This window comes from Serratia sp. TSA_105.2 (genome assembly GCF_052692115.1).
On the sequence record NZ_JBQZFT010000001.1, the window covers coordinates 268002 to 293140 of the forward strand.

The window sequence follows — 25139 nt, forward strand, 5'->3', positions numbered from 1 at the left end:
TCAACGATGACTCAATCCAGCTATAACGCTGATGCCATTGAAGTACTCAGCGGTCTAGAACCAGTGCGCCGTCGTCCCGGCATGTATACCGACACGACGCGCCCAAACCACCTCGGCCAAGAGGTGATCGATAACAGCGTCGACGAAGCGTTGGCTGGTCACGCCAAGCGTATCGACGTGATTCTGCACGCCGATCAGTCGCTGGAAGTGATCGACGACGGCCGCGGCATGCCGGTGGACATCCACCCGGAAGAGGGCGTGCCGGCGGTTGAGTTGATCCTGTGCCGGCTGCACGCCGGCGGTAAATTCTCGAATAAAAACTACCAGTTCTCCGGCGGCCTGCACGGCGTTGGCATCTCGGTGGTCAACGCCCTGTCGAAACGGGTGGAAGTCAACGTGCGCCGCGACGGCAACGTCTACGGCATCGCCTTCGAAAACGGCGACAAGGTGCAAGATCTGACGGTGACCGGCACCTGCGGCAAACGCAACACCGGCACCAGCGTGCACTTCTGGCCGGACGAACAGTTCTTCGACAGCCCGCGTTTCTCGGTATCGCGCCTGACTCACCTGCTGAAAGCCAAAGCGGTGCTGTGCCCTGGCGTCGAGATCTATTTCATCGACAAGGTGAACAACACCGAACAGCGCTGGTGCTATCAGGACGGCCTGACCGACTACCTGATGGAAGCGGTCAACGGCCTGATTACCCTGCCGGAAGCGCCGTTCGTCGGCAATTTCGCCGGTGATACCGAAGCGGTGGACTGGGCGCTGCTGTGGCTGCCGGAAGGCGGCGAGCTGCTGACCGAAAGCTACGTCAACCTGATCCCGACCATGCAGGGCGGCACCCACGTCAACGGCCTGCGTCAGGGGCTGCTGGACGCGATGCGCGAGTTCTGCGAATTCCGCAACATTCTGCCGCGCGGCGTGAAGCTGTCGGCGGAGGATATCTGGGATCGCTGCGCCTACGTGCTGTCGGTGAAGATGCAGGATCCGCAGTTCGCCGGGCAGACCAAAGAGCGTCTCTCGTCGCGCCAGTGCGCGGCCTTCGTTTCCGGCGTGGTGAAAGATGCCTTCAGCCTGTGGCTGAACCAGAACGTTCAGGCGGCGGAACAGCTGGCCGAGCTGGCGATCTCCAGCGCCCAGCGCCGCCTGCGCGCCGCCAAGAAAGTGGTGCGCAAGAAGCTGACCAGCGGGCCGGCGCTGCCGGGCAAGCTGGCGGACTGCACCTCGCAGGATCTGGCCATGACCGAACTGTTCCTGGTGGAAGGGGACTCGGCGGGCGGATCGGCCAAACAGGCGCGCGATCGCGAATATCAGGCGATCATGCCGCTGAAGGGCAAGATCCTGAATACCTGGGAAGTTTCCTCGGACGAAGTGCTGGCCTCGCAGGAAGTGCACGACATTTCCGTGGCGATCGGCATCGATCCGGACAGCGAAGATCTCAGCCAGCTGCGCTACGGTAAAATCTGCATCCTGGCGGATGCGGACTCCGACGGCCTGCACATCGCCACGCTGCTGTGCGCGCTGTTCGTGCGCCACTTCCGTTCCCTGGTAAAAGGCGGCCATGTCTATGTCGCCATGCCGCCGCTGTACCGTATCGATCTCGGTAAAGAGGTGTTCTACGCGCTGGATGAAGAAGAGAAAGCCGGCGTGCTGGAACAGCTGAAGCGCAAGAAGGGCAAGCCGAACGTGCAGCGCTTTAAAGGGCTGGGCGAGATGAACCCGCTGCAGCTGCGCGAAACCACCCTCGATCCGAACACCCGCCGTCTGGTGCAACTGACGGTGGCAGAGGATGACGTCGATCAGACGCTGGCGGTGATGGACATGCTGTTGGCCAAGAAGCGTTCGGAAGATCGCCGCAACTGGCTGCAAGACAAGGGCGACATGGCCGAACTGGCGGTCTGAGCCTGACCCTGGCCCGGTGAAACGCCGGGCCTGCTTTCCCGCAGGGCGTTGCATGCGGCGCCCGTCAACCTGGGGCGAACCGCGTGAAGATCACCCTCGAAGAGCTGCTGGCATTCACGGCGGTGGTCGACAGCGGTTCGGTCACCGCCGCCGCCGATCGGCTCGGCCAAACCACCTCCGGCGTCAGCCGCGCACTCAGCCGCCTGGAAACGAAACTCGACGCTACGCTCTTGCGCCGCACCACGCGTCGCCTGAGCCTGACCGAAGAAGGGCAGAGCTTCCTGACGCCTGCGCGCGAAATCCTGCGTTCGGTGGATCAGGCCGAAGAACTCATGGCGCTGCGGCGCCAGCTGCCCGCCGGTCGGCTGCGGGTCAACGCCGCCGCCCCGTTCATGGCGCACGTGCTGGTGCCTATGGTGGCGGAGTTCCGCCGCCGTTATCCGCAGATTGAGCTGGAGCTGGACACCGACGATCGCAATATCGACCTGCTGGAGAAACGCGCCGATATCGCGATCCGCATCGGCGCGCTGCGCGACTCCACGCTCCATGCGCGCCTGCTGGGGCATAGCCGGTTGCGCATCCTCGCCAGCCCGGATTACCTGCAACGGCATGGCGAACCGCGCGGCGTGGAAGATCTGCACCGCCATTGCCTGTTGGGATTCACCTACCCGGAGTCGCTGAACCAGTGGCCGCTGCGTCACCGGCAGGCGCGGCATTTTGCCATCGAACCGACGATCTCGGCCTCCAGCGGGGAGACGCTGCGTGAGTTGGCGTTGCGCGGTGCGGGCATTGTCCAACTGGCAGATTTCATGACCCGACGCGATCGGGAAGCGGGCAGGCTGGTGCCGCTGCTGGTGCGGGAGACGCTGGACGTGCGTCAACCGATCAACGCGGTGTATTACCGCGACGCCCAGTTGGCGGCGCGCCTCACCTGTTTTCTCGACTATGTCAGCGCCCGCCTTGAGGGAGAACCGCCAGAGGCCGCAGAGGGCCTCTGAGGGGATTACAGCGCGTTTTCCAGCACGTAGATCTCGGTGCCTAGCACGTAGTCCTTGATGGTCTCGCGGTGCTTGAGCATATGGTCGATCTGCAGGTGTTTTTCCAGATGCGCCTGGCTTTGCCATTTTTCCAGCATAAACACCGAGTCCGGCGACAGTTTCTGCCAGGGGGCTTGGGTGTGGCTGTCTACCATCGGCGTGTATTCGCCGCAGCCTTCTTCCGCCAGCACCAGCGGCACCAGTTTTTCAATGGTTTGTAACACGGTGGCGCGGTGGCCGGGTTTGACTTTGATTTCTGCGATTACGGTGATCATCATTACCTCGTTGGTTAAGCCCTTCGCTGCCAGTTAAGCAAAAATTTCCGCCAGATGCTCGCGATAACGTGCGATGTCCGTTTCGATATCCGGTTGTTTTATCACGTCATTGCAGATAAAGGTCGGCAAGGCTTCCATCCCCAGGAACTGGTTGGCCTTGTGGAAGTGCAGGTAGACGCCGTCGAAGCCGACGCCGTGGAAGAACTGGTTCGGATCGGTGAAAGCCTCGAGCGGGGCGTTCCAGGTCAGGCTCAGCAGGTATTTTTTGCCCTGAATCAGGCCGCCGGAACCGTACTTCTTGCCGGCGTCGGAGCGGGTGCGGCCATCGCTGGCGTACAGGCTGCCGTGGCCGGCGGTGAACACTTCGTCGATGTATTTTTTCAGGATCCACGGCTCGCCCATCCACCAACCCGGCATCTGATAGATGACCGCATCGGCCCACAGGTATTTCTGTACTTCGGCTTCGATGTCATAGCCGTCGTCGACCACCGTGACCTGCACATCGTGCTGCAGATCGCGCAGGAAGCTTTCCGCCACGTCGCTCAGGGTTTGGTTGAGTTCGCCGTTGGAATGGCCGAATTGCTTTTTAGCGTTGATAATCAGGATATTGCTCATCTTTTGCGGCTCCCGTCAGAGTTAAGATAGATGCCGTTTTCCGCTGCGGTGCGCAAAAACAGCTTGCTGAACGAGAGTGTAATCGTTGGCCAGGCAAGTAAAAACGTGACGGCAGGCACAACAGTCTTGATTCTTAATCAACAATAACGGTGGAGTTTTGCCTAAACGCCCCGGCGACAGCGCCTTCGGCCGGCGATCCTTGCGCCAACTGTGACAGCCACCCCGCAGATGGGTTACTATCGCGGGCAGAATCGACAAGCGATGCCTTATTGTCGTCCAGGGATTGCCAAGCCACGGTCTGAGGATAATTGAGTAATGAGTGATCTGACTCATGACGGTGTAGAGCGTTTACCGCTGCACACATTCACTGAAAACGCCTATCTGAACTATTCCATGTACGTCATCATGGATCGGGCGTTGCCGTACATTGGCGACGGCTTGAAGCCGGTACAACGCCGCATCATCTACGCCATGTCTGAGCTGGGGCTGAACAACAGCGCCAAATTCAAGAAATCCGCCCGTACCGTGGGCGACGTGCTGGGTAAATACCACCCGCACGGCGACAGCGCGTGTTATGAGGCCATGGTGCTGATGGCGCAGCCGTTCTCGTACCGCTATCCGCTGGTGGACGGCCAGGGGAACTGGGGGGCGCCGGACGATCCCAAGTCGTTTGCGGCGATGCGTTATACCGAATCCCGCCTATCCAAATACGCCGAAGTGCTGCTGGCCGAGCTGGGGCAGGGCACCGTCGACTGGATCCCGAACTTTGACGGCACGCTGCAAGAGCCGAAGATGTTGCCGGCGCGCCTGCCGAACATCCTGCTGAACGGCACCACCGGCATTGCCGTCGGCATGGCGACCGACATTCCGCCGCACAACGTGCGCGAAGTCGCCGCCGCGGCGGTGGCGCTGCTCGACAAGCCGGGCGCCTCACTCGATGACCTGCTCGAATTCGTGCAGGGGCCGGACTTCCCGACCGAAGCCGAGATCATTACCCCGCGCGACGAAATCCGCAAAATTTACCAGAGCGGCCGCGGCTCGGTGCGCATGCGCGCCGTGTGGAAGAAAGAAGACGGCAGCGCGGTGATCACCGCCTTGCCGCATCAGGTGTCCGGCGCCAAGGTGCTGGAGCAGATCGCCAGCCAGATGCGCGCCAAGAAGCTGCCGATGGTCGAAGATCTGCGCGATGAATCCGACCACGAAAACCCGACGCGTCTGGTGATCGTGCCGCGCTCCAACCGCATCGATCTGGAACAGGTGATGAACCACCTGTTTGCCACCACCGATCTGGAACGCAGCTACCGCATCAACATGAATATGATCGGTCTGGATAACCGCCCGCAGGTCAAAGGGCTGGTGGAGATCCTCACCGAATGGCTGGCCTACCGTCGCGACACGGTGCGCCGCCGCCTGAACTACCGCCTCGAGAAAGTGCTGAAACGCCTGCATATCCTCGAAGGTTTGCTGGTGGCGTTCCTCAATATCGACGAGGTGATCCACATCATTCGCAGCGAGGATGAGCCGAAGCCGGTGCTGATGCAGCGTTTCGGCATCTCCGATACCCAGGCGGAAGCGATCCTCGAGCTGAAACTGCGTCACCTGGCCAAGCTGGAAGAGGTCAAGATCCGCGGTGAGCAGGATGAGCTGGCGAAAGAGCGCGATCAGCTGCAGGCGCTGCTGGCGTCCGAACGCAAGCTGAACACGCTGATTAAGAAAGAGATCCAGGCCGATGCGCAGACCTACGGCGACGATCGTCGTTCGCCGCTGACTGAGCGCGCGGAAGCCAAGGCGATGAGCGAGCACGACTTCGTGCCGTCCGAGCCGGTGACCATCGTGCTGTCGGAAATGGGCTGGGTGCGCAGCGCCAAGGGCCACGACATCGATCCGGCCGGCCTGAGCTACAAGGCCGGCGACAGCTTCCGCGGCGCGGCGCGCGGCAAGAGCAACCAGCCGGTGGTATTCATCGACTCCACCGGGCGCAGCTATGCGCTCGATCCGATGACGCTGCCTTCGGCGCGCGGGCAGGGCGAGCCGCTGACCGGCAAGCTGACGCCGCCGCCGGGCGCCACTATTGAGCAGGTGCTGATGGCGGCCGACGATCAGAAGCTGCTGATGGCGTCCGATGCCGGTTACGGCTTCGTTTGCACCTTCAACGATTTGGTGGCGCGCAATCGCGCAGGCAAGGTGATGATTACGCTGCCGGACAACGCCAGGGCGCTGCCGCCGATGGAGATCCACGGCGCAGACGACATGCTGCTGTCGATCACCGCCGCCGGGCGCATGCTGATGTTCCCGGTTGCCGATCTGCCGCAGCTGTCGAAGGGCAAAGGCAACAAGATCGTCTCGATTCCGGCAGCCCAGGCGGCGGCCGGTGAAGACAAGCTGGCCTGGCTGTTCGTGCTGCCGCCGCAGGCGTCCGTCACGCTGCACGTCGGCAAACGCAAGCTGACGCTGCGACCGGAGGATCTGCAGAAGTTCCGTGCGGAGCGCGGCCGCAAGGGCACCCAACTGCCGCGCGGCCTGCAGCGCATCGATCGCGTCGAAGTGGATGCGCCGGTGCGGGCGTCGGGCGGCGACAGCGAAGAGTAAGCGTTGGCGTTAGCGTTAACGGGCGGTCGCAGCATGCTGTGGCCGCCTTATTTATTTTTGCTGGCGTTTATTTTCCAAATAGTTAACATTTCTGCGCATAAAATTATTGTGCGTACTGCCGGCTGGCGGGAAAATAGCGAGAAAGGCAGGCGACATATCGGCGTGCTTATCGCCTGGCCGGCAAATAATGAGTAAAGGAATCTGCGCAGCGAAGTGAACTGCGTTGGCAGTGTGCTAATGAGGTTGTTATGTTATTGATTTTGCGTGCCGTTCTCGCCACTCTTTTCTGTATTCTGGTGTGTATTTTCGGTTCTGTTTATTGCTTGTTCAGCCCGCGCAATCCCCGCCATGTGGCGACCTTCGGCCACCTTTTCGGCCGCCTGTCGACGCTGTTCGGCATCAAGGTTGAAACCCGCGTGCCGGCCGATGCGGCCAACAACGGCAACTGCATCTATATCGCCAACCACCAAAATAACTACGACATGGTGACGGCCTCGAATATCGTGCAGCCGCGCACCGTGACCGTCGGTAAAAAAAGTCTGGTGTGGATCCCGTTTTTCGGCCCGCTGTATTGGCTGACCGGTAATCTGCTGATAGATCGTGATAATCGCGCCAAGGCGCACGGCACCATCGCCCAGGTGGCGGAGCAGTTCAAAAAGAAAGACATTTCGATCTGGATGTTCCCGGAAGGGACCCGCAGCCGCGGTCGCGGGCTGATGCCGTTTAAAACCGGCGCGTTCCACGCGGCCATCGCCGCCGGCGTGCCGATTGTGCCGATCTGCGTATCGACCACCAGCGGTAATATAAATCTTAATCGCTGGAATAACGGTCATGTGATCGTCGAGATGTTGGCGCCGGTGGATACCAGCAAATACGGCAAAGAAAACGTGCGCGAGCTGGCGGCCCATTGCCGCGAGCTGATGGAGGCGAAGATCGCCGAATTGGACGCCGAAGTCGCCCAGCGCAACGCCGCCAAAAAATAAGAGTCTACCGGCTTCAAAGAATACGTTTTTAATTGGCGTTCAGCGCCGTTAACGCCTGAGCGCCTGCTAATCTTGATTGGCGGGCGTTTGGGTTTTGCACACGGTTTAGTTATTGCTTTTCATGGAGAAAATATGTCACTCAGTCGACGTCAGTTTTTACAGGCATCGGGCCTGGCGCTGTGCGCGGGCGCCGTGCCGCTGAGGGCAGAGGCGAGCGGAACGCAGACCCCATTACCCATCCCTCCACTGCTGGAGTCGCGCCGCGGTCAGCCGCTGTTCCTGACCCTGCAGCGCGCCCACTGGGCGTTTATGGATAACCGTAAAGCGGCGGTGTGGGGCATCAACGGCATGTATTTGGGGCCGACGGTGCGGGTTTACAGCGGTGACGACGTCAAACTGATCTACAGCAACCGCCTGCAGGAGCCGGTGGCGATGACCATCAGCGGTCTGCAGGTACCGGGCACATTGATGGGCGGTGCGCCGCGCATGATGTCGCCCAACGTCGACTGGTCGCCGGTGCTGCCTATTCGCCAGGCGGCGGCCACCTGTTGGTACCACGCCAACACGCCGAACCGCATGGCGCCGCACGTTTACAACGGGCTGGCCGGGCTGTGGCTGGTGGAGGATGCCGTCAGCAAAGCGCTGCCGCTGCCCAACCACTATGGTGTCGACGATTTTCCGCTGATCATTCAGGACAAGCGCTTCGATAACTTCGGCACGCCGCAATACGATGCGCCGTCGCAGGGCGGTTTCGTCGGCGATACGCTGTTGGTCAACGGCGTGCAAAACCCCTATGTCGAGGTGTCGCGCGGCTGGGTGCGTTTGCGCCTGTTGAACGCCTCCAACGCGCGCCGCTATACCTTGCAGCTCAGCGACGGACGGCCGTTCAACGTGATCGCCAGCGATCAGGGCTTCCTGCCTGCGCCGGTCGCGGTGCAGCAGCTGTCGCTGGCGCCGGGCGAACGCCGGGAAGTGCTGATCGACATGTCGAAGGGCGAGGAGGTGACCATCACCGCCGGTGAAGCGGCGGGCATCATGGATCGCCTGCGCGGCCTGTTCGAGCCGTCGAGCATTTTGGTGTCCACCCAGGTGCTGACGCTGCGCCCGACCGGCCTGCTGCCGCTGGTGACCGACAACCTGCCGATGCGTCTGCTGGCGGATCAGCTGTTGGACGGCAGCGCCAGCCGCACCCGCGATTTCCGCCTGGGCGACGGCGGCGTCGGCATCAACGGCGCGATTTGGGACATGAACCGCATCGACGTGCAGGCGCAGCAAGGCACCTGGGAACGCTGGAACATTCATGCGGATACGCCGCAGTCGTTCCATATTCAGGGCGTGCAATTCCTGATCAAACGTGTCAACGGCGCGCAGCCGATGGCGGAAGATCGCGGCTGGAAGGACACCGTCTGGGTCGATGGCGACGTTGAGCTGCTGGTGTATTTCAACCAACCTACCTCCGAACACTTCCCGTTCCTGTATTACAGCCAGACGCTGGAAATGGCCGATCGCGGCACTGCCGGCCAGCTGATGGTGCAGCCGACGATGTAATCTGCGCTGCGGGCCGCTTACGGCGCCCGCAGCATCTCCAGGAAGGCCTGCACCACCGGCGTGACGCTGTCGGCGCGGTAAACCGCATACAGATCCGCCGGCGGCGCCTGTTGCAGCGAGCAAAAGCGCACGCCGGGCCACGGAATGCGGCCGTAGCTGTCCGGCAGCAGCGTAATGCCGCAGCCTTCCGCCACCAGCGCCAGCAGGGTTTGCGGCTCGTTGACCTGATAAGCGACGTCCGGCAAGAATCCCTGCTGCAGACACAGATTGTGCAGATACAGCCCCAGGCTGGCCTCATGCGGCGGCAGCACGATGAAGCTATCGTTCTGCAGCGCCGCCAGCGGGATGTTTTCCTGCTGCGCCAGCGGATGAGCGATCGGCAGCACCACGGCGATGCTTTCGCACGCCAACCGTTGGCAGGTCAACCCCGGCAGCGTCTGCTGCTGCGCCTCTCGCCAGACCCCGATATCGATATGCCGCTTTTGCAGCGCGGCGATTTGCTGGCTGGGCGTCAGCTCGTTCAACGACCAGGTGACGCCGGCGTTTTGCTCGCTGAACCGCCGCAGCGCCGCGATCAGGCCGCCCCAGGCCGAGGTGCCGACCATGCCGACCACCATATGGCCACCTTCGCCGCGCCCCATCTGTTGCACCTGATGCAGCGCGCTGTCGGCCTGATCCAGCAGCCGCTCGACGTTGCGCAGCAGCGTGCGGCCGGCCGGCGTCAGCGTCATGGAGCGGGTGGTGCGTTTGAACAGCACCACCCCGAGCTGACTCTCCAGCTCCTTGATGTGCTTGCTGAGCGGCGGCTGTGACATATTCAGCCGCCGAGCCGCCTGGGTGAAATTCATCTCTTCCGCCACCACGCGGAAATAGTGCAGCAGGCGGAAGTTAATCCGGCCGGGATCGGGCAGGGCATGGGGCTGATTCATCCGGGATATCGTCTCCTTGTGACGCAGCTCAACTTATAGGTAAATGGAATAAATCGGCCGCCAAGAATGTATTGGTCTCGGCCGCGCCTCGCTCTCTACTATGGGGATTATTGTCCCCTGCTGAAAGAGAGAATACGATGTTTAATCAAGAAGATGCTTTTACCTGCGCCGATGTTGTCCGCGCACGCCTGCCGGGTTTCCAGCCGAAAGCGGCCTTGATTCTCGGCTCCGGGCTTGGCGCCCTGGCGGAGGTGATGACTGAAACCGTCACCATCGACTACGCGGAGCTGCCGGGCTTTCCGGTGAGCGGCGTCGCCGGCCATGCCGGGCAACTGGTCGCCGGCAAGCTGGAAGGCGTGCCGGTATTGTGCATGAAAGGGCGCGGTCATTTCTATGAAGGGCGCGGCATGCAGGTGATGACCACCGCGGTGCGCACCTTCAAACTGCTGGGCTGCGAATTCCTGCTGGCGACCAACGCCGCCGGTTCGCTGCGCCGCTCGGTGGCGCCGGGCAGCCTGGTGGCCATTACCGATCACATCAACTTCATGCCGGAATCGCCGCTGGTCGGCGCCAACGACGAGCGCTTTGGGCCGCGCTTCTTCAGCCTGGCAAACGCCTACGATCGCGATCTGCGCGCCCAGCTGGCGGCGGTGGCCGAAAGCGCGGGCATCCCGCTGGCGGAAGGGGTATTCGCCGCCTACACCGGGCCGAATTTCGAAACGCCGGCGGAGATCCGCATGATGCAGACCCTGGGCTGCGACGTGGTGGGCATGTCGATCGTGCCGGAAGTCCTGACGGCGCGCCACTGCGGCCTCAAGGTGCTGGTGGTGTCTGCGATGACCAACTATGCCGAAGGGCTGTCGGATACGCCGCTTTCCCATGAACAAACGCTCAGCTGCGCGGCACTGGCGGCGGACGATTTCATGCGCCTGATCCGCGAGCTGTTCAAAACGCTGTAATAGCGCAAGCAAACCGGCGGCGGGCTGCAGGGGGCCTGCCGCATCAATCATCGTTGAAAGCATAATAACAAGGTGATGGCGATGGCGATAAAAACACGATTGAAAGTCATGATTTTCCTGCAGTTCTTTATCTGGGGTGCCTGGCTGGTCACGCTGGGCTCCTACATGATCAACACGCTGCATTTCAGCGGCATGCAGGTGGGGATGGTTTACAGCGCCAAAGGCATCGCTGCGCTGATCATGCCGGGGCTGGCGGGCATCATTGCCGATCGGTGGATGAAGGCCAACTCTCTGTATGCGCTTTGCCACCTGCTCGGGGCGCTGGCGCTGTACTGCGCGGCGCAGGTCGAGCAACCGATGCTGATGTTCTGGGTGATGCTGTTCAACGCCATGGTCTACATGCCGACCATCGCGCTCTCCAACGCCATTTCCTATTTTTGCCTCGAGAAGCACGGCTTTGACACGGTGAAGGACTTTCCGCCGGTGCGGGTGTACGGCACGGTGGGGTTCATTCTGGCGATGTGGCTGGTCGGTTTCAGCCAAATCGAGCTCAGCAATCTGCAGCTGTACCTGGCTTCTGCGGCGTCGCTGCTGCTGTCCGCTTATTCGCTGACGCTGCCGCGCTGCCCGACCAACCGCGCGGCCGAGTCGAAGAGCTGGGTGAGCGTGCTGGGGCTGGATGCGCTGGTGCTGTTCCGCCAGCGGCGCATGGCGCTGTTTTTCCTGTTCGCCATGTTGCTTGGCGCGGCGCTGCAGATAACCAATACCTTCGGCAACCCGTTCCTGCACGATCTGTCGCTCAATCCGCTGTATCAGGACAGCCTCAGCGTCCGGTATCCGGCGGTGCTGCTGTCGCTGTCGCAGATCTCCGAAGTGTTCTTTATCCTCACCATTCCCTTCTTCCTGCGCCGTTACGGCATCAAGCAGGTGATGCTGATCAGCATGGCGGCCTGGACGCTGCGTTTCCTGTTCCTGGCTTACGGCACGCCGGTTGGCTTTGGTTTCGTTCTGCTGCTGTTGTCGATGATCGTCTACGGCTGTGCGTTCGACTTCTTTAATATCTCCGGTGCCATCTTCGTCGAGAAAGAGGCCGATCACCGCATCCGCGCCAGCGCGCAGGGGCTGTTCATGACCATGGTGAACGGGTTGGGCGCCTATCTGGGGGCGCTTGCCAGCGGCGAGGTGGTGGACTTCTTCAGCCATGACGGCGTGAAAGACTGGCAGAGCATCTGGCTGGTGTTTGCGCTGTATACGCTGGTGCTGGGGATCGTGTTCGCGTTGAGCTTCAACTATCGCCACCCGCCGCAGGAGAGCGCGGCGGCGGCGCAGTAAGGCAGAAGGCGCCGCGTGACGGCGCCTTGAAACGTCAGGCCTGCGGGAAGCGCTGTTGCAGCTGCTGCCGGTCGGGCGGATTGGCGGCGCCGAGGCTGGCCACCACGCAAGCGGCGACCCGGTTGGCCAGATCGACCGCCTGCGGCAGCGGCCAGCCGGCAGACAGGCCCGCCAGTAAACCGGCGCAGTGGGCATCGCCCGCGCCGATGGTGTCGACCACGTCTACCGGATAGGCGGGAACGTGCAGCGGCGGCGTACGGCCGTCGCAGATCCACGCGCCGTCGCGATCCAGGCGGCAGATCAGCGTCAGGTTACGGGCGGCGGCATAGCGCTGCGCGGCCTCTACGGCGTCACCGGCGCCACACAGCGCGGCCACTTCGTCGCGGTTGAGCGTCAATAGGGTGTGGCTGTCGCTGAGCATGGCGAAGAAATCTTCGCTGAGCTGAGCGATGCGCGGGCCGGGATCGATCAGGCGCGGTTGGTCGAACGGCATGCGCGTCAGCCACTCGCGCAGCGCTTCGCCGCTTTCGCCCGCCAGCTCGTAGCCGCTGGCGTAGATCAGGGTGTGCTCTGTCAGCGGCAGCGTCGCCAGCTGCGCTTTATTCCATTGGCTTTCGCAGCCGGAAACCGTGATGAAGGTGCGTTCGCCGTTCGGCTCCACCAGCGCCAGGCACCAGCCGTTGTCCATCTGGCCGTGGCGCAACAGTACCTCCAGCCCCAGCTCGCCCATGGCGGCTTCGGCAGCCGCGCCCCATTCGCCGTTGCCAACCGGCATGCCGTTAATCACCGGCGTTTCCAGGCGCACCAGCGCGCGCGCCACATTGAACGCGCAGCCGCCGATTTGCCGCGCCTGCGGCTGGGCTTCGATATCTTCGCCGCTGGTCGGCAGGCGCGGCAGCGTCATCACCAGATCGCCGACTGCGCCCCCAATAACCAGGACAGGTGTTACAGCTTCCCACTCACTCATTGATGTTCTCTGCGTTGGGTCAGGTACAGACCGTAAGCGATCAGACTCACCGCGAACGACACAAACAGCCCCAGGCTGGAATCGGCGAACAAGCCTTTGGCCAGCGGGCCGTCGATAAAACCGGTTTTGGTGACCAGCAGGCCGCACAGGGCACCGAGGAACCAGCAGAACAGCGGGGCTTTGCGCACGCCGCGGTTCTGGCCATGCAGGCCGTACAAAGCGTTGCCATCATACCCGTGGCGGCGGCGCAGGCACAGGTAATCGAGCAGGAAAATCGCCTCCCAGGCCGCCAGGAAGACGCCGCAGAACACCAGGAAGGAGATGAACGGCCCCATGAAATCGCCGGAGATGAACAGCACATACAGGGCGATGCCCAGCACTACGACCGCGTCGATCGACACCGCCAGCCACTGTTTGACCTGCACGCCGATGGTCAGCAGGTTAAGGCTGGCGGAATACAGGCTGAGCACCGCGATGGTGACGATACCGGCGGTGGCGGCCAGCAGATAAGGGATCGCCATCCAGGCGGGCAGCACGGAGCCTATCAGCGCGATGGGGTTGGCGGCGCTGGCCAGATCGGGCAGCTGCACGGAAAGCAGGATGCCGGCCAGCATCAGCAGCATCAGCGGCAAACAGGCGCCGCCCATTACCGCGGCGAAAATGCTTTTGCTCGACGAGCTCGGGCTTTGATAGCGGCTGTAATCGGCGCCGGCAATCGCCCAGCTGATGCCGGTGCCGGCGGCGATCACCGATACCGCCGGCAGGAAGCCGGTCAACCAGCTGCCGGAAGGCAGCGCCAGCACCTGGCTCCACTCGGTGTTGAACAGGATATAGAGCACCACGATCAGCGTCATGGTGCCGAAGATGCGGCTGAACCAGCTTTGCATCCAGACCACGGTATTTTGCCCCAGCAGGCTGACGACGACAGTGAGCCCGCCGAACAGCAGCAGGCTGAGCGCGGTCAGCAGGTGGCTGCTACCCAACCCGAAGGCCTCGAACAGCGCCGCCAGCGTCAGGGTGCCGGTGATCACATTGACCGCTTCCCAGCCCATCAGGTTGATCCAACTGAACAGGGTGGGCGCCACGTTGCCCTTCAGGCCGAAAATCACCCGCGAGAGCGTCAGCGTAGAGGTGCGCCCGCGCTTGCCGGCGAAGCTGGTGAGGCCGACCAGCACGAAGCTGGCGACGCCGACCAGCGCGGCGAGTACCGATTGCAGGAAGGATAAGCCGAAGCCGACGATAATGGCGCCGTACACCACGCCGAGAATGCCGATATTGGCCGCCGACCAGATCCAAAACAGCTCGATGGGCTTGCCGGTCTGTTCCGCGTCCGGCACCCGATCGATACCGGTGCTTTCTACCTTCCATGCTTCATTGCGATTGATATCGGTCATAGCAAATGATCCCTGTAGCGCAGGGCCGCGAGGGCCGCCGCAGTTGACTGAAAATCGATTCCGTTGGCGCGGTTGACGCCGGCTATTCCGTTGTCGGTGAAGACGCCGATTCCGCGCAGTGTGTAGCGGCTGATACCGCCGGGTCTGTCAAAGTGAGGGCGGTATCCGCCTTATCGGGTGAGGCACGTCGGCCGCACGGCGCCAATGAGTGTAGTCAAAGAGTGGGTCTGCAGCGGGGTTTGGCGAAGCGGGAACGTTTCTATTTGCCGACATCGATCCGTTGCGCCCACCGCAAGGGGATCCTGTGATGTGGCTATGAGCAGTGAGCAAGCTATCCATTAGCTACGTTGCTTATTCTCGGCCGTTTGTGCTGACAGTATATCCCCGCTACCGGCCATCAAGGGTATCCTTTAGGGCTGGCAGCGGGTTTTTTATTGTTTTTAAAGTGGGTCCCTGGTGTTGGTGCGATTGATGTATCAACATCAATAAGCACAGATTACGCGCGATCTAGATCCAATGAAAGTCCATTAGGCAAAAATTGTGATGCCACTCTGAAAACATTAGCGATATTTTAGTTAAGGTGAGGGGCTTATCGCCGGATCGGCGATAGGATAAAAAACGAAATCCAGACAAATGGCATAGGTAAGAGGGCGGGCGAATGACGGATTTTATGGCCTGGCTGCGTGGCCATCTGGCGCAGGGGGCGGTAGCGCCGCGTTATATTCAGCTGGCGACGGCGATAGAAACTGCAATCAGGCAGCAGGTGCTGGCGGCAGAGGCGTTTTTGCCGCCGGAACGGCAGATGGCGGAAGGCCTGGCGCTGTCGCGCGTCACCGTCAGCAAGGCGATGAAGCTGCTGGAGGAGAAGGGGCTGATTTCGCGGCAGCAGGGCGTGGGCACCCGCGTGGCGATGCGCATCGGCTATTCCCTCGATAAAGACAGCGGTTTCACCGCTCAGGCGCTGCGCCACGGCAGCAGCGTCAGTAACCGATGGTTGCTGCGCACTCGGGTCGGCGCGCCGGCTAAGGCCGCGGCGGCGCTGGGGTTGGCGGAGGGGGATGAGGTGATCAAACTGCGGCGTTTGCGCTTGCTGAACGGCAGCCCGGTCTCGCTGGAAACCACCTATATTCCGCCGCGCTTTCTGCCCGAACCGGGCCAGCTGGAGCATTCGCTGTATGCGTTATGGCAATCGCGCGGCATCGTGCCTGAAGATAAACACTTTCTGCTGAAGGCGGTGTCCTGCAGCGACGAGGTCGCCGAGCTGCTCAACGTGCCGTGCGGCGCGCCGTTGTTGCACATCACCCAAACCAGCCGCAACGCCCAGGGTGAGGCGCTGGAGTTCAGCGATATCTTGTGCCGCAGCGACGTTTATGAATTCGAAGTGAACGGTTAGCGAAATAACCATGCTCTTTTTGCTGCTAGTGCGTATAATCGCCGCCCGGCGATTAATTAACCTGTAAAAAGAGCAGCAGAATGAGCACCACCAGCCTGATCCAACCCGATCGTGAACTGTTTTCCTATAAGCCTTATTGGGCTGAATGTTTTGGCACCGCGCCGTTTTTACCGATGTCGCGAGCAGAGATGGATCAACTGGGCTGGGACAGCTGCGACGTGATCATCATCAGCGGCGACGCTTATGTCGATCACCCGAGCTTCGGCATGGCGATCATCGGCCGCATGCTGGAAGCGCAGGGCTTCCGCGTCGGCATCATCGCGCAGCCGGACTGGAGCAACAAAGAAGATTTCATGCGGTTGGGGAAACCGAACCTGTTCTTCGGCATCACCGCCGGCAACATGGACTCGATGATCAACCGCTATACCGCCGATCGCAAACTGCGCCACGACGATGCTTACACCGCCGGCAACGTCGGCGGCAAGCGCCCGGATCGCGCCACCCTGGTCTACAGCCAGCGTTGTAAAGAAGCCTACAAAGACGTGCCGATCGTGCTGGGCGGCATCGAAGCCAGCCTGCGCCGCATCGCCCACTACGATTACTGGTCGGATACCGTGCGCCGCTCGGTGCTGGTGGATTCCAAAGCCGACATGCTGATCTACGGCAACGGCGAACGCCCGCTGGTGGAAGTGGCGCATCGCCTGGCCGCCGGTGAGAAGATCGGCGACATCCACGATATTCGCAATACCGCGGTGATGCGTAAAGAAGCGCTGCCGGGCTGGAGCGGCGTGGACTCCACCCGTCTCGACAAGCCGGGCCGCATCGAAGCTATCCCGAACCCGTACGGCGACGATCTGCCGTGCGCCGACGGCGCCAAGCCGAAAGAGCCGGAAGCCAAGCCTGTCACCGTGCGTGCCGCCAAGCCGAAGCCGTGGGAGAAGACCTACGTGCTGCTGCCGTCCTTCGAGAAAGTGAAGGGCGACAAGGTGCTGTATGCGCACACCTCGCGCATTTTGCACCATGAAACCAACCCGGGCTGCGCCCGCGCGCTGATGCAGAGACACGGTGACCGCTACGTGTGGATCAACCCGCCGGCGATCCCGCTGACCACGCCGGAGATGGACAGCGTCTTCGCGCTGCCTTATCAGCGCGTGCCGCATCCGTCCTACGGCCAGGATCGCATTCCGGCCTATGACATGATCCGTTTCTCGGTGAACATCATGCGTGGTTGCTACGGCGGCTGCTCGTTCTGTTCGATCACCGAGCACGAAGGGCGCATCATCCAGAGCCGTTCGGAAGATTCGATCGTTCGCGAAATCGAAGAGATCCGCGACAAGGTGCCGGGCTTTACCGGCGTGATCTCCGATCTCGGTGGCCCGACCGCCAACATGTATATGCTGCGCTGCACCAACCCGCGCGCCGAGCAGACCTGCCGCCGCGCCTCGTGCGTGTATCCGGAGATCTGCACCTACATGGACACCAACCACGAGCCGACCATCAAACTGTATCGCCGTGCGCGTTCGCTGGAGGGCATCAAGAAGATCCTGATCGCTTCCGGGGTTCGTTACGATCTGGCGGTGGAAGATCCGCGCTATATCAAGGAGCTGGCGACCCACCACGTCGGCGGCTACCTGAAGATCGCGCCGGAGCACACCGAAGAAGGCCCGCTGTCGAAGATGATGAAGCCGGGCATGGGCAGCTACGATCGCTTCAAGCAGCTGTTTGATCACTATTCGAAGCAGGCGGGCAAAGAGCAGTACCTGATCCCGTACTTCATCTCGTCGCACCCGGGCACCCGCGATGAAGACATGGTGAACCTGGCGCTGTGGCTGAAGAAGAACCGTTTCCGCCTCGATCAGGTGCAGAACTTCTATCCTTCGCCGATGGCCAACTCCACCACCATGTATTACAGCGGCAAAAACCCGCTTAGCAAGGTGGGGTACAAGAGCGAAGACGTGGTGGTGCCGCGTGGCGAGCGTCAGCGCCGGCTGCACAAGGCGCTGCTGCGTTATCACGATCCGGCCAACTGGGCGCTGATCCGCGCCGCGCTGGAAGAGATGGGGCTGAAGCACCTGATCGGCAGCCGCCGCGAGTGTCTGGTGCCGGCGCCGAGCATCGACGAGCAGCGCGAAGCGAAACGGCTGCAACGCCATACCCGGCCGGCGCTGACCAAACATACCGATATCAATCGGCAGCGCACGCCGTCCAACCGGCCGCCGCGCAAACCGATTCGCAAGGCCAAGCCGTAACGGCTACGACGCGTGCGCAAACAAAAAGGAGAACCCTCGGGTTCTCCTTTTCACTTTTGAGCATCACAGCTGCTCGTAGGCGGCTTCCACTTTCATCAAATGACGCGGCGCCTGCGGAGCGGGGTGGTATTTGCGCACGTGCCAGTTAAAGGCTTCCGGCGACAGATTGTTGATCATCGCGATGGCCTGCTGACGGTTGCTGGAGAAGGTGCGCAGCAGCGCGCCGGTGCCGTTGACGTAGGCGATGATGGTGGCGTAGCGCAGCGTAACAGGATTCGCGATCCCTTTAAGCTGCTGTTTTTGCAAGGTGGCCAGGTAGGCGGCACCGAGATCGATATTGGTGTCGGGATCCAGCAGATCGTCATCGTCCGGGCAGCCGCGTTTGCCTTTGTAGCGGTAGGCATCGCAGCCGGCGGTATCGGCTTTCAGCTGCATCAGGCCGATAGCGTTGGACCTGCTCACCGCGGCGGGGTTGAAGCCGGACTCCACCTGGATCATGGCGGTGATCAGCCTGGCGTCCACGCCGTATTCGCTGGCGGCGTCTTTAATGGCGCTGTCGAAAGCGTGGCGATCGTAGCTGACGCGCTGTTTCTTGCCGGCGCAACCCGCCAGCACCAGCATGACGCAAAGCATGCCCAGCCGTAACCCGTGTGAGAAAGAGAATTTCATGGTGCTCCGTGCTTGTCTGTTTTTTGAACGGCAGTAACCGGCGGGCGGAGCCTCCGGCGTCGTCATCATAACGTCAGGCGGCGCAAGGGAGCAATGTGTGGAAGGAAAAGCCCCCTCCGGCGGGAGAGGGCTTGGGGAGGAATTACAGGGTATCCGGATCCGGCCCGAGGCGGTTGCCGACGTCCAGCTTGGCGATCTCGCCCAGTTCGTCCTTATCGAGTTTGAAATCAAACACCTCGAAGTTTTCGCGGATGCGCGACGGCGTGACCGATTTCGGGATCACGATAAGGCCGCTGTCCAGGTGCCAGCGCACCACGATCTGCGCCGGGGTTTTCTCGTATTTCTCGGCCAGCGCCTTGATCAGCGGATGGTCGAACACCCCTTCACCGCCCTGCGCCAGCGGGCTCCAGGATTCGGTGGCGATGTGGTGCGTGGCGTTCCAGGCGCGCAGCTGGCGCTGTTGCAGCAGCGGATGCAGCTCTATCTGGTTGACGACCGGCGCCACGTTGGTTTCATCCAGCAGGCGCTGCAGATGCGGCGTATGGAAGTTGCATACGCCGATGCTTTTCACCAGGCCTTGTTCGCGCAGTTTGATCAGATCGCGCCAGGCGGAGACGTATTGATCCTGCTGCGGGCGCGGCCAGTGGATCAGGTACAGATCCACATAGTCCAGTTTTAGCTTCTCCAGGCTGGTTTCCAGCGCCGCCAGCGGATCGCCCTGATCGTCGTTCCACAGCTTGGTGGTGATGAACAGCTCGCTGCGCGGCAGCGAGCTGGACTGCAGCGCGGCGCCGACGCCTTCCTCGTTCTTGTAGATCGCGGCGGTGTCGATGGAGCGGTAACCGATCTCCAGCGCTTTGCTCACCGCGCGGGTGGTCTCTTCAATACTCGCCTGCCAAACGCCGAGACCCAACTGCGGCATCAGATTACCATCGTGGAGTTTGATGATGGGTTGTTGCGTTGTCATGCGCATCTCCTTGTGTACGGATTGCGGCGCCTGCGGCACCGAAACGGCTATAGATAAATTCTAGTTGGCAAAATGGGCGGTTGCCGGGTTTGCCAGCCTAATTTCAGCGGTGGCGGGAGGGCGACTTTCTCCCCGCTCTCCCTGTGAATGAGCGGTAAGACGGCTGGTGCGAAACGATCGGCGGCGCGCTAAGGCGCCTGACGGCGCCCGGTGATCGGCCGGGCGCCGGCTGCGGTGAAAAATGGCTGACGGAGACTAAAGCCTAGCAAAAAATCGCCGTTTTGCGATTAACGCGCCGCTTCATAAATGCGGCGGCTGACGTCCAGGGTAATGTCCTGATGCTCGCCCAGGGCAGTCATGCCGTGCTGATGCAGCTTGTCGAGCAGCGCCGGAATGCTGCTGCCGTCGAGCTGATAATCCGCCATGCGGGTCGGTACGCCCATCTGCTCGAAGAAGGCGCGAGTGGCGGCGATGGCCCCGTCGATACGGCTGTCTTCGCTGCCTTCGCGCAGGCCCCAAACGCGGTCAGCATACTGCAGCAGTTTTTCGCGCTTCTGCGCTTTCTTCTCGTGCAGCAGCGCCGGCAGTACGATGGCCAGCGTTTGCGCGTGGTCGAGATCGTGCATGGCGGTCAGCTCGTGGCCCAGCATGTGGGTCGCCCAGTCCTGCGGCACCCCGGCGCCGATCAGGCCGTTCAGCGCCATGGTGGCGCTCCACATCACGTTGGCGCGCACCGCATAGTTTTCCTGTTCGGCCAGCGCGCGTGGGCCGTCCTCCAGCAGGGTTAGCAGCAGGCCTTCGGCGAAGCGATCTTGCACCTTGGCGTCGACCGGGTAGGTCAGATACTGCTCCAGGGTGTGTACGAAGGCGTCGACCACGCCATTGGCGATCTGGCGCGGCGGCAGCGAGTAGGTCACCACCGGATCCAGCACGGCGAAGCGCGGCTGCACCAGTGGCGAGAAGAAGTGCTGCTTGTCGCCGCTGCTTTTACGGGTGATCACCGCGCCGCTGTTGGATTCGGAGCCGGTGGCCGGCAGCGTCAGCACGCAGCCCATTGGCACCGCGTCGGCGATGTGGCTGCCGACGGTCTGCAGGATATGCCAGGCGTCGCCGTTGGCGGTATAACGGGCCGCGGCGGCGATGAATTTGGTGCCGTCAACCACCGAACCGCCGCCGACCGCCAGCAGGAAATCGATGTTTTCCGCCTTCACCACCTCGACCGCTTTCATCAGCGTTTCGTAAGTCGGGTTCGGCTCGATGCCGGAGAACTCCCGCACGTCGCGGCCGGCCAGCGCGCTATACACCTGGTCAAGCACGCCATTTTTCTTCACGCTGCCGCCACCGTAGGTGATCAGGATGCGTGCGTCCGCCGGGATCTGGCCGGCCACTTCGGCAATTTGGTCCTTGCCGAACAGGATTTTGGTTGGGGTATGCAGAATGAAGTTTTGCATGGATGATTTCTCTCTTTCTGTCAGGCGGGCGCCAAAGTGGCGCAAAGATTTCTGGCCCGTATTGTCAGGAACCTGGCGGCAACGCACAATGCACATTCCTGTTTGGTTCTTGCCTATTTCTACAACTGCCTGTAGAAATGGCGAGTTTTAAATTATGATTTATGCCGAATCGTTCTGACTGTAAGAGGGTATTTCCGTGACTGAAATCGATGCGCTGCGCAGCCGCATGGCGCGCCAGGCGATGGCTATCGCCACCGGCAACGGCTACACGCCGTCACCGGTGCCGCGGGTGAAGATCCTGTATGTCGATCGCCACTGCCCACGTCAACCGGTGATGTACGAACCGGGGATCGTCATCATCTTTCAGGGGCACAAGGTCGGCTATTGCGGCAACAAGGTGTTCCAGTACGATCCGCGCAACTACCTGCTGATGACGGTGCCGCTGCCGTTCGAGTGCGAAACCTTCGCCAGCCCGGAACTGCCGCTGGTTGGGTTGGCGGTCAATATCGATACCCAAATGCTGCAGGATTTGCTGATCGACATCGGCGACGACGACTACCTGATGCAGCCGCGGGCGGAGAGCAATGGGGTGAACCTGGCCGAGCTGACGGAAGCGCTGCTGTGTGCCACCGAACGCCTGCTGGACGTGATGGCCAAGCCGCTCGATGCCCGGGTGCTGGGGCCGCAGATCGTGCGCGAGATCCTCTACTACGTGCTGCGCGGCACCTGCGGCGCGTCGCTGCAGGAGTTGGTCAACCGCCATACCCACTTCAGTCAGATCGCCAAGGCGCTGCGGCGCATAGAAAATCAATATGCCGATAACCTCAACGTCGAGCAGTTGGCCAGCGAGGTCAACATGAGCGTCTCGGCGTTCCACCACAACTTCAAGGCGGTGACCAACACCTCACCGCTGCAATACGTGAAGTCGTACCGGCTGCATAAGGCGCGCCTGCTGATGGTGCATGACGGCCTGAAGGCCAGCACGGCGGCGATCCGCGTCGGTTACGAGAGCGCGTCGCAGTTCAGCCGTGAATTCAAGCGGCTGTTCGGCATGACGCCGAGCGATGAAGTCGCCCGGCTGCGCGACGCCAATCCGCTACTGCTGGAAGGCTGAGCCGCGTTTACGGGGCCAGGACGATCTTGCCGAACGGCCCGCGATCGAGGTGATCCAACGCCTGCGGCAACTGATCGAAACGGTAGACCTGGTCGATCACCGGCTGCAGGTTGACGGCGTCCACGGCGCGCACCAGATCTTCCAGCGCGCGACGATGGCCGACGCCGATGCCCTGGATCTCGGCCGATTTCAGCAGCAGCAGGCCGGCGGGGGCGGAAATCTCGGCGCCCGCCAGCACGCCGATCACCGAGATGCGGCCGCCCACCGCCACCGCGCGCACCGAATTGCCCAGATTCGGGCCACCGACGGTGTCGATCACATGGTCGATGCCGCGATCCTGCGTCAGCGCATATACCGCTTCGACCCAATCACCGTTCAGCCGGTTGATGCCGTGACTGGCGCCCAGCGCCTGGGCACGCGCCAGCTTTTCATCGCTGCCGGAAGTCACATATACCTCGGCGCCGTGCGCTTTGGCGATCTGCAGCGCGAACAGTGCCACCCCGCCGGTGCCTTGCACCAGCACCGTCTCGCCGGCATGCAGCTTGCCTTGCTCCACCAGCGCGAACCAGGCGGTCAGCCCGGCGCACGGCAGGGTGCTGGCCTGCACGTCGTCCAGCGACGCCGGCGCCGCCACCAGCCAGTCTTCATGCAAAATCACATATTCCGCCAGCACGCCCTGATAGAAGCCGCCGAGGGTGTGGTAAGGCACCTGGCGCGCATCGCCGTAGGGCTTTTGCCGGCCGTCGAGCCAGCCGGGGCTGAAGGTGGAGATCACCCGGGCTCCGGGTTGGAAACGGCTGACGCCGGGGCCGATAGCGTCGACCTCGCCGGCCATGTCCGAGGCGGGGGTGAACGCCTGTGGCAGCGTCAGCCCCATGCCGCTTTCAATCATCAGTTTGTCGCGGTAGTTGAGCGCGACCGCCTTCACTTTCACTCTGATCTCGTGTGGCCCCGGCTGCGGGATTGCTTCGGTAGTCAACTGCAGGTGTTCACGCCCCAGGGCATCCATCGTCCAGCGTTGCATCGTGTCGGTCATGATGTTCTCCAAAGTCAGCGATTAACGACCTGTCGATAATATCGTTGATAGAGGTTCGCCAGTGGCGATAAGATTTCCGCAGATTGTTTCTTTCAGGGCGACAAACTATGAGCGATCGGTTGAGCGGCATTTCGGTATTTGTCACCGCCGTGGAGGCGGGCAGTTTTGCATTGGCGGCCAGTCGGCTGCACCTGTCGCGTTCGGCGGTGGGGAAAACCATCGCCCGGCTGGAACAGCGGCTGGGCGTGCGGCTGTTTCATCGCACCACCCGCAGCCAGAGCCTGACCGACGACGGCGCGTTGTTCTATGAACGCTGCCTGCGGGCGCTGGAGGAGATCCGCGGTGCGGAAACGTTGCTGGAGTCGGGCAAGCGACAGGTCAGCGGTCGGCTGCGAGTATCGATGCCGGTGCTGTTTGGCCGCATGTGCATTGCGCCGCTGCTGACCGAGCTGACGCGCGAGCACCCTGGCCTGGAGCTGGAGCTGTCGTTCAGCGATCGGGTGGTGGATCTGATTGAGGACGGCTTCGATATGGCGATCCGCAACGGCACGTTGGCCAACAGCGGCGGGCTGGTGGCGCGCCGCATCGGCGATCACCGCATGACGCTGTGCGCCTCGCCGGCCTATCTGCAGCGGTGCGGCGAACCGCGCAGCATCGAGCAATTGGCCCAGCATGAGGCGGTGACCTATATGCGCGCCGGTGCGCGGCGCAGCTGGTTGGTATTGGATAGCGACGGCAAGCCGCAGGACGTGATGCCGAATAACCGGCTGCAAATGGACGATCTGCAGGCGATTGCGGATGCGGCGACGGCGGGGTTCGGCATTGCCTGGCTGCCGTGCTGGCTGGTGCGTGAGCAGCTGTTGAGCGGGGCGCTGGTGCGCTTGCTGCGCGACCGGCCGGGTGCCGCCTTTGACGCGCATGCGGTGTGGCCGCACACGCCTCACCTGCCGCTGAAGGTGCGGCTGGCGGTGGATACGCTGGTGAGCAAACTGCCTGCCAGCCTGGCGTTGGTCGAGAAGGCGCTGTAGTGCGCCTGGCTCAGGAGGAGGCGGCGCGCTTTTTACGCCAGATCACCAGCATGGCGCCCAGCAGGCCGACGAACAGCAGCAGCAGCGGCAGCAGCATCAGGCCGGTCATCACCTGGCTTTCGTAGCGCTTCACAAGCGGGATTTGGCTGAAAGCGTAGCCGAGGCCCACCAGCGCGCAGACCCAGATCGCCGCGCTCAGCCAGTTGAACACCTGGAAGCGCGAGCTGTTGAGCCCGGAAATGCCGGCCATGGTCGGCAGCAGGGTGCGTACGAAGCCGAGGAAACGGCCGATCAGCAGCGCCGTCAGCCCGTGGCGGTTGAACAGGTTGTGCGCGCGCTGGTGGTACTGTGCCGGCAGCTGCAGCAGCCAGCTCTTCACCAGGCCGGTGTGGCCCAGCCAGCGGCCCTGGATATAGCTAAGCCAGCAACCGAGGCCGGCGGCGGCGGTCAGAATCAGCAGGGTGGGGGCAAAGCCCATCACGCCTTTGGCGATCAGTGCGCCCGACAGCAGCAGCAGGCTGTCGCCGGGGAGGAAGGAGGCGGGCAGCAGTCCGTTTTCCAAAAACAGGGTGGTGAAAAGTACGGCGTAAACCACCCAAATTACGCTGGGATCGGCAAGGGCGATAAAGTCCTGCTGCCAAAGCGCATGAATAATCTCTCGTAATACATCCATTTTATGTCCTGTTGCATGCCGGTTGCGCC

Annotated in this window: 22 protein-coding genes; 12 read left to right on the forward strand and 10 right to left on the reverse strand. The window is 62.0% G+C overall.

Annotated elements, in window-relative coordinates; genetic code table 11:
- Positions 1 to 6: 6 nt before the first annotated feature.
- The gene (parE, locus tag ACUTSC_RS01180) at positions 7 to 1902 is read left to right on the forward strand and encodes a DNA topoisomerase IV subunit B (protein ID WP_025304305.1); all 1896 of its coding nucleotides are present in this window, start codon (positions 7 to 9) and stop codon (positions 1900 to 1902) included.
- Between the two features lie 83 nt (positions 1903 to 1985).
- Positions 1986 to 2900, forward strand: coding sequence for a LysR substrate-binding domain-containing protein (locus ACUTSC_RS01185; protein WP_197767489.1), 915 nt, complete (start codon positions 1986 to 1988; stop codon positions 2898 to 2900).
- A 5-nt stretch (positions 2901 to 2905) separates the two neighbouring features.
- On the opposite strand, the gene ACUTSC_RS01190 is transcribed toward ACUTSC_RS01185, so the two are convergent.
- Positions 2906 to 3214, reverse strand: coding sequence for an antibiotic biosynthesis monooxygenase (locus ACUTSC_RS01190; RefSeq protein ID WP_197767610.1), 309 nt, complete (start codon positions 3212 to 3214; stop codon positions 2906 to 2908).
- Positions 3215 to 3247: 33 nt separating this feature from the next.
- A complete protein-coding gene (locus ACUTSC_RS01195) occupies positions 3248 to 3829 on the reverse strand; it encodes an NAD(P)H-dependent oxidoreductase (RefSeq protein WP_445653036.1) in 582 nt (193 codons plus the stop codon).
- A 315-nt stretch (positions 3830 to 4144) separates the two neighbouring features.
- On the opposite strand from ACUTSC_RS01195, the gene parC reads away from it, so the two are divergent.
- From parC to ftsP, 4 genes are all read left to right on the forward strand, one after another.
- Positions 4145 to 6418 carry a DNA topoisomerase IV subunit A gene (gene parC, locus ACUTSC_RS01200; RefSeq protein ID WP_025304301.1) on the forward strand — a complete coding sequence of 758 codons (2274 nt, stop codon included), beginning with the start codon at positions 4145 to 4147 and terminating at the stop codon, positions 6416 to 6418.
- A gap of 3 nt (positions 6419 to 6421) precedes the next feature.
- Entirely contained in the window at positions 6422 to 6613 is a 192-nt protein-coding gene (locus ACUTSC_RS01205) for a hypothetical protein (protein ID WP_197767488.1), read from the forward strand.
- Between the two features lie 53 nt (positions 6614 to 6666).
- Positions 6667 to 7401 (forward strand): 1-acylglycerol-3-phosphate O-acyltransferase, encoded by a 735-nt coding sequence (locus tag ACUTSC_RS01210; RefSeq protein WP_004937266.1) that lies wholly within the window; start codon positions 6667 to 6669, stop codon positions 7399 to 7401.
- A gap of 132 nt (positions 7402 to 7533) precedes the next feature.
- On the forward strand, positions 7534 to 8949 hold the full coding sequence (gene ftsP / locus ACUTSC_RS01215) for a cell division protein FtsP (protein ID WP_063988673.1): 1416 nt from the start codon (positions 7534 to 7536) through the stop codon (positions 8947 to 8949).
- Positions 8950 to 8966: 17 nt separating this feature from the next.
- On the opposite strand, the gene ACUTSC_RS01220 is transcribed toward ftsP, so the two are convergent.
- Complete coding sequence (locus tag ACUTSC_RS01220) at positions 8967 to 9878, reverse strand: LysR family transcriptional regulator (RefSeq protein ID WP_197767487.1); 912 nt, start codon at positions 9876 to 9878, stop codon at positions 8967 to 8969.
- A 137-nt stretch (positions 9879 to 10015) separates the two neighbouring features.
- Here ACUTSC_RS01220 and xapA point away from each other — a divergent pair, with 137 nt between their 5' ends.
- Positions 10016 to 10837: a xanthosine phosphorylase gene (gene xapA, locus ACUTSC_RS01225; RefSeq protein WP_047729825.1), complete on the forward strand. Its 822-nt coding sequence runs from the start codon at positions 10016 to 10018 to the stop codon at positions 10835 to 10837.
- An 81-nt stretch (positions 10838 to 10918) separates the two neighbouring features.
- The gene (locus ACUTSC_RS01230; RefSeq protein ID WP_130017285.1) at positions 10919 to 12169 is read left to right on the forward strand and encodes a nucleoside permease; all 1251 of its coding nucleotides are present in this window, start codon (positions 10919 to 10921) and stop codon (positions 12167 to 12169) included.
- Between the two features lie 34 nt (positions 12170 to 12203).
- On the opposite strand, the gene ACUTSC_RS01235 is transcribed toward ACUTSC_RS01230, so the two are convergent.
- Both ACUTSC_RS01235 and ACUTSC_RS01240 read right to left on the reverse strand, forming a co-directional pair.
- Positions 12204 to 13136 (reverse strand): PfkB family carbohydrate kinase, encoded by a 933-nt coding sequence (locus ACUTSC_RS01235; protein WP_094860195.1) that lies wholly within the window; start codon positions 13134 to 13136, stop codon positions 12204 to 12206.
- Positions 13133 to 14530, reverse strand: a complete 1398-nt coding sequence (locus ACUTSC_RS01240; RefSeq protein WP_025304294.1) for a purine-cytosine permease family protein — start codon at positions 14528 to 14530, stop codon at positions 13133 to 13135. The genes ACUTSC_RS01235 and ACUTSC_RS01240 overlap by 4 nt, the downstream gene beginning before the upstream one ends.
- A 658-nt stretch (positions 14531 to 15188) precedes the next feature.
- Here ACUTSC_RS01240 and ACUTSC_RS01245 point away from each other — a divergent pair.
- Together ACUTSC_RS01245 and ACUTSC_RS01250 are read left to right on the forward strand one after the other, a co-directional pair.
- A complete protein-coding gene (locus ACUTSC_RS01245; RefSeq protein WP_038879436.1) occupies positions 15189 to 15923 on the forward strand; it encodes a GntR family transcriptional regulator in 735 nt (244 codons plus the stop codon).
- Between the two features lie 80 nt (positions 15924 to 16003).
- Positions 16004 to 18172, forward strand: coding sequence for a YgiQ family radical SAM protein (locus tag ACUTSC_RS01250; RefSeq protein ID WP_445653037.1), 2169 nt, complete (start codon positions 16004 to 16006; stop codon positions 18170 to 18172).
- Positions 18173 to 18235: 63 nt separating this feature from the next.
- Here ACUTSC_RS01250 and ACUTSC_RS01255 read toward each other — a convergent pair whose 3' ends face one another.
- The 3 genes from ACUTSC_RS01255 to yqhD all read right to left on the reverse strand — a co-directional run bounded on the left by ACUTSC_RS01255 (position 18236) and on the right by yqhD (position 21259).
- Positions 18236 to 18841 (reverse strand): transglycosylase SLT domain-containing protein, encoded by a 606-nt coding sequence (locus ACUTSC_RS01255; protein ID WP_443002438.1) that lies wholly within the window; start codon positions 18839 to 18841, stop codon positions 18236 to 18238.
- A 142-nt stretch (positions 18842 to 18983) separates the two neighbouring features.
- Positions 18984 to 19808, reverse strand: coding sequence for a 2,5-didehydrogluconate reductase DkgA (gene dkgA / locus ACUTSC_RS01260; protein WP_445653038.1), 825 nt, complete (start codon positions 19806 to 19808; stop codon positions 18984 to 18986).
- A gap of 287 nt (positions 19809 to 20095) precedes the next feature.
- Positions 20096 to 21259 (reverse strand): alcohol dehydrogenase, encoded by a 1164-nt coding sequence (yqhD, locus tag ACUTSC_RS01265; RefSeq protein ID WP_443002439.1) that lies wholly within the window; start codon positions 21257 to 21259, stop codon positions 20096 to 20098.
- A gap of 226 nt (positions 21260 to 21485) precedes the next feature.
- Here yqhD and ACUTSC_RS01270 point away from each other — a divergent pair, with 226 nt between their 5' ends.
- On the forward strand, positions 21486 to 22373 hold the full coding sequence (locus tag ACUTSC_RS01270; RefSeq protein WP_227255625.1) for an AraC family transcriptional regulator: 888 nt from the start codon (positions 21486 to 21488) through the stop codon (positions 22371 to 22373).
- A 7-nt stretch (positions 22374 to 22380) separates the two neighbouring features.
- On the opposite strand, the gene ACUTSC_RS01275 is transcribed toward ACUTSC_RS01270, so the two are convergent.
- A complete protein-coding gene (locus tag ACUTSC_RS01275; RefSeq protein WP_443002440.1) occupies positions 22381 to 23409 on the reverse strand; it encodes a zinc-dependent alcohol dehydrogenase family protein in 1029 nt (342 codons plus the stop codon).
- 107 nt (positions 23410 to 23516) lie between these two features.
- On the opposite strand from ACUTSC_RS01275, the gene ACUTSC_RS01280 reads away from it, so the two are divergent.
- Complete coding sequence (locus ACUTSC_RS01280; RefSeq protein ID WP_197767481.1) at positions 23517 to 24437, forward strand: LysR substrate-binding domain-containing protein; 921 nt, start codon at positions 23517 to 23519, stop codon at positions 24435 to 24437.
- Between the two features lie 10 nt (positions 24438 to 24447).
- Here the strand turns inward: ACUTSC_RS01280 and ACUTSC_RS01285 are convergent, their stop codons facing one another.
- Positions 24448 to 25110, reverse strand: a complete 663-nt coding sequence (locus ACUTSC_RS01285) for a DedA family protein (RefSeq protein WP_004937300.1) — start codon at positions 25108 to 25110, stop codon at positions 24448 to 24450.
- Between the last annotated feature and the right edge of the window lie 29 nt (positions 25111 to 25139).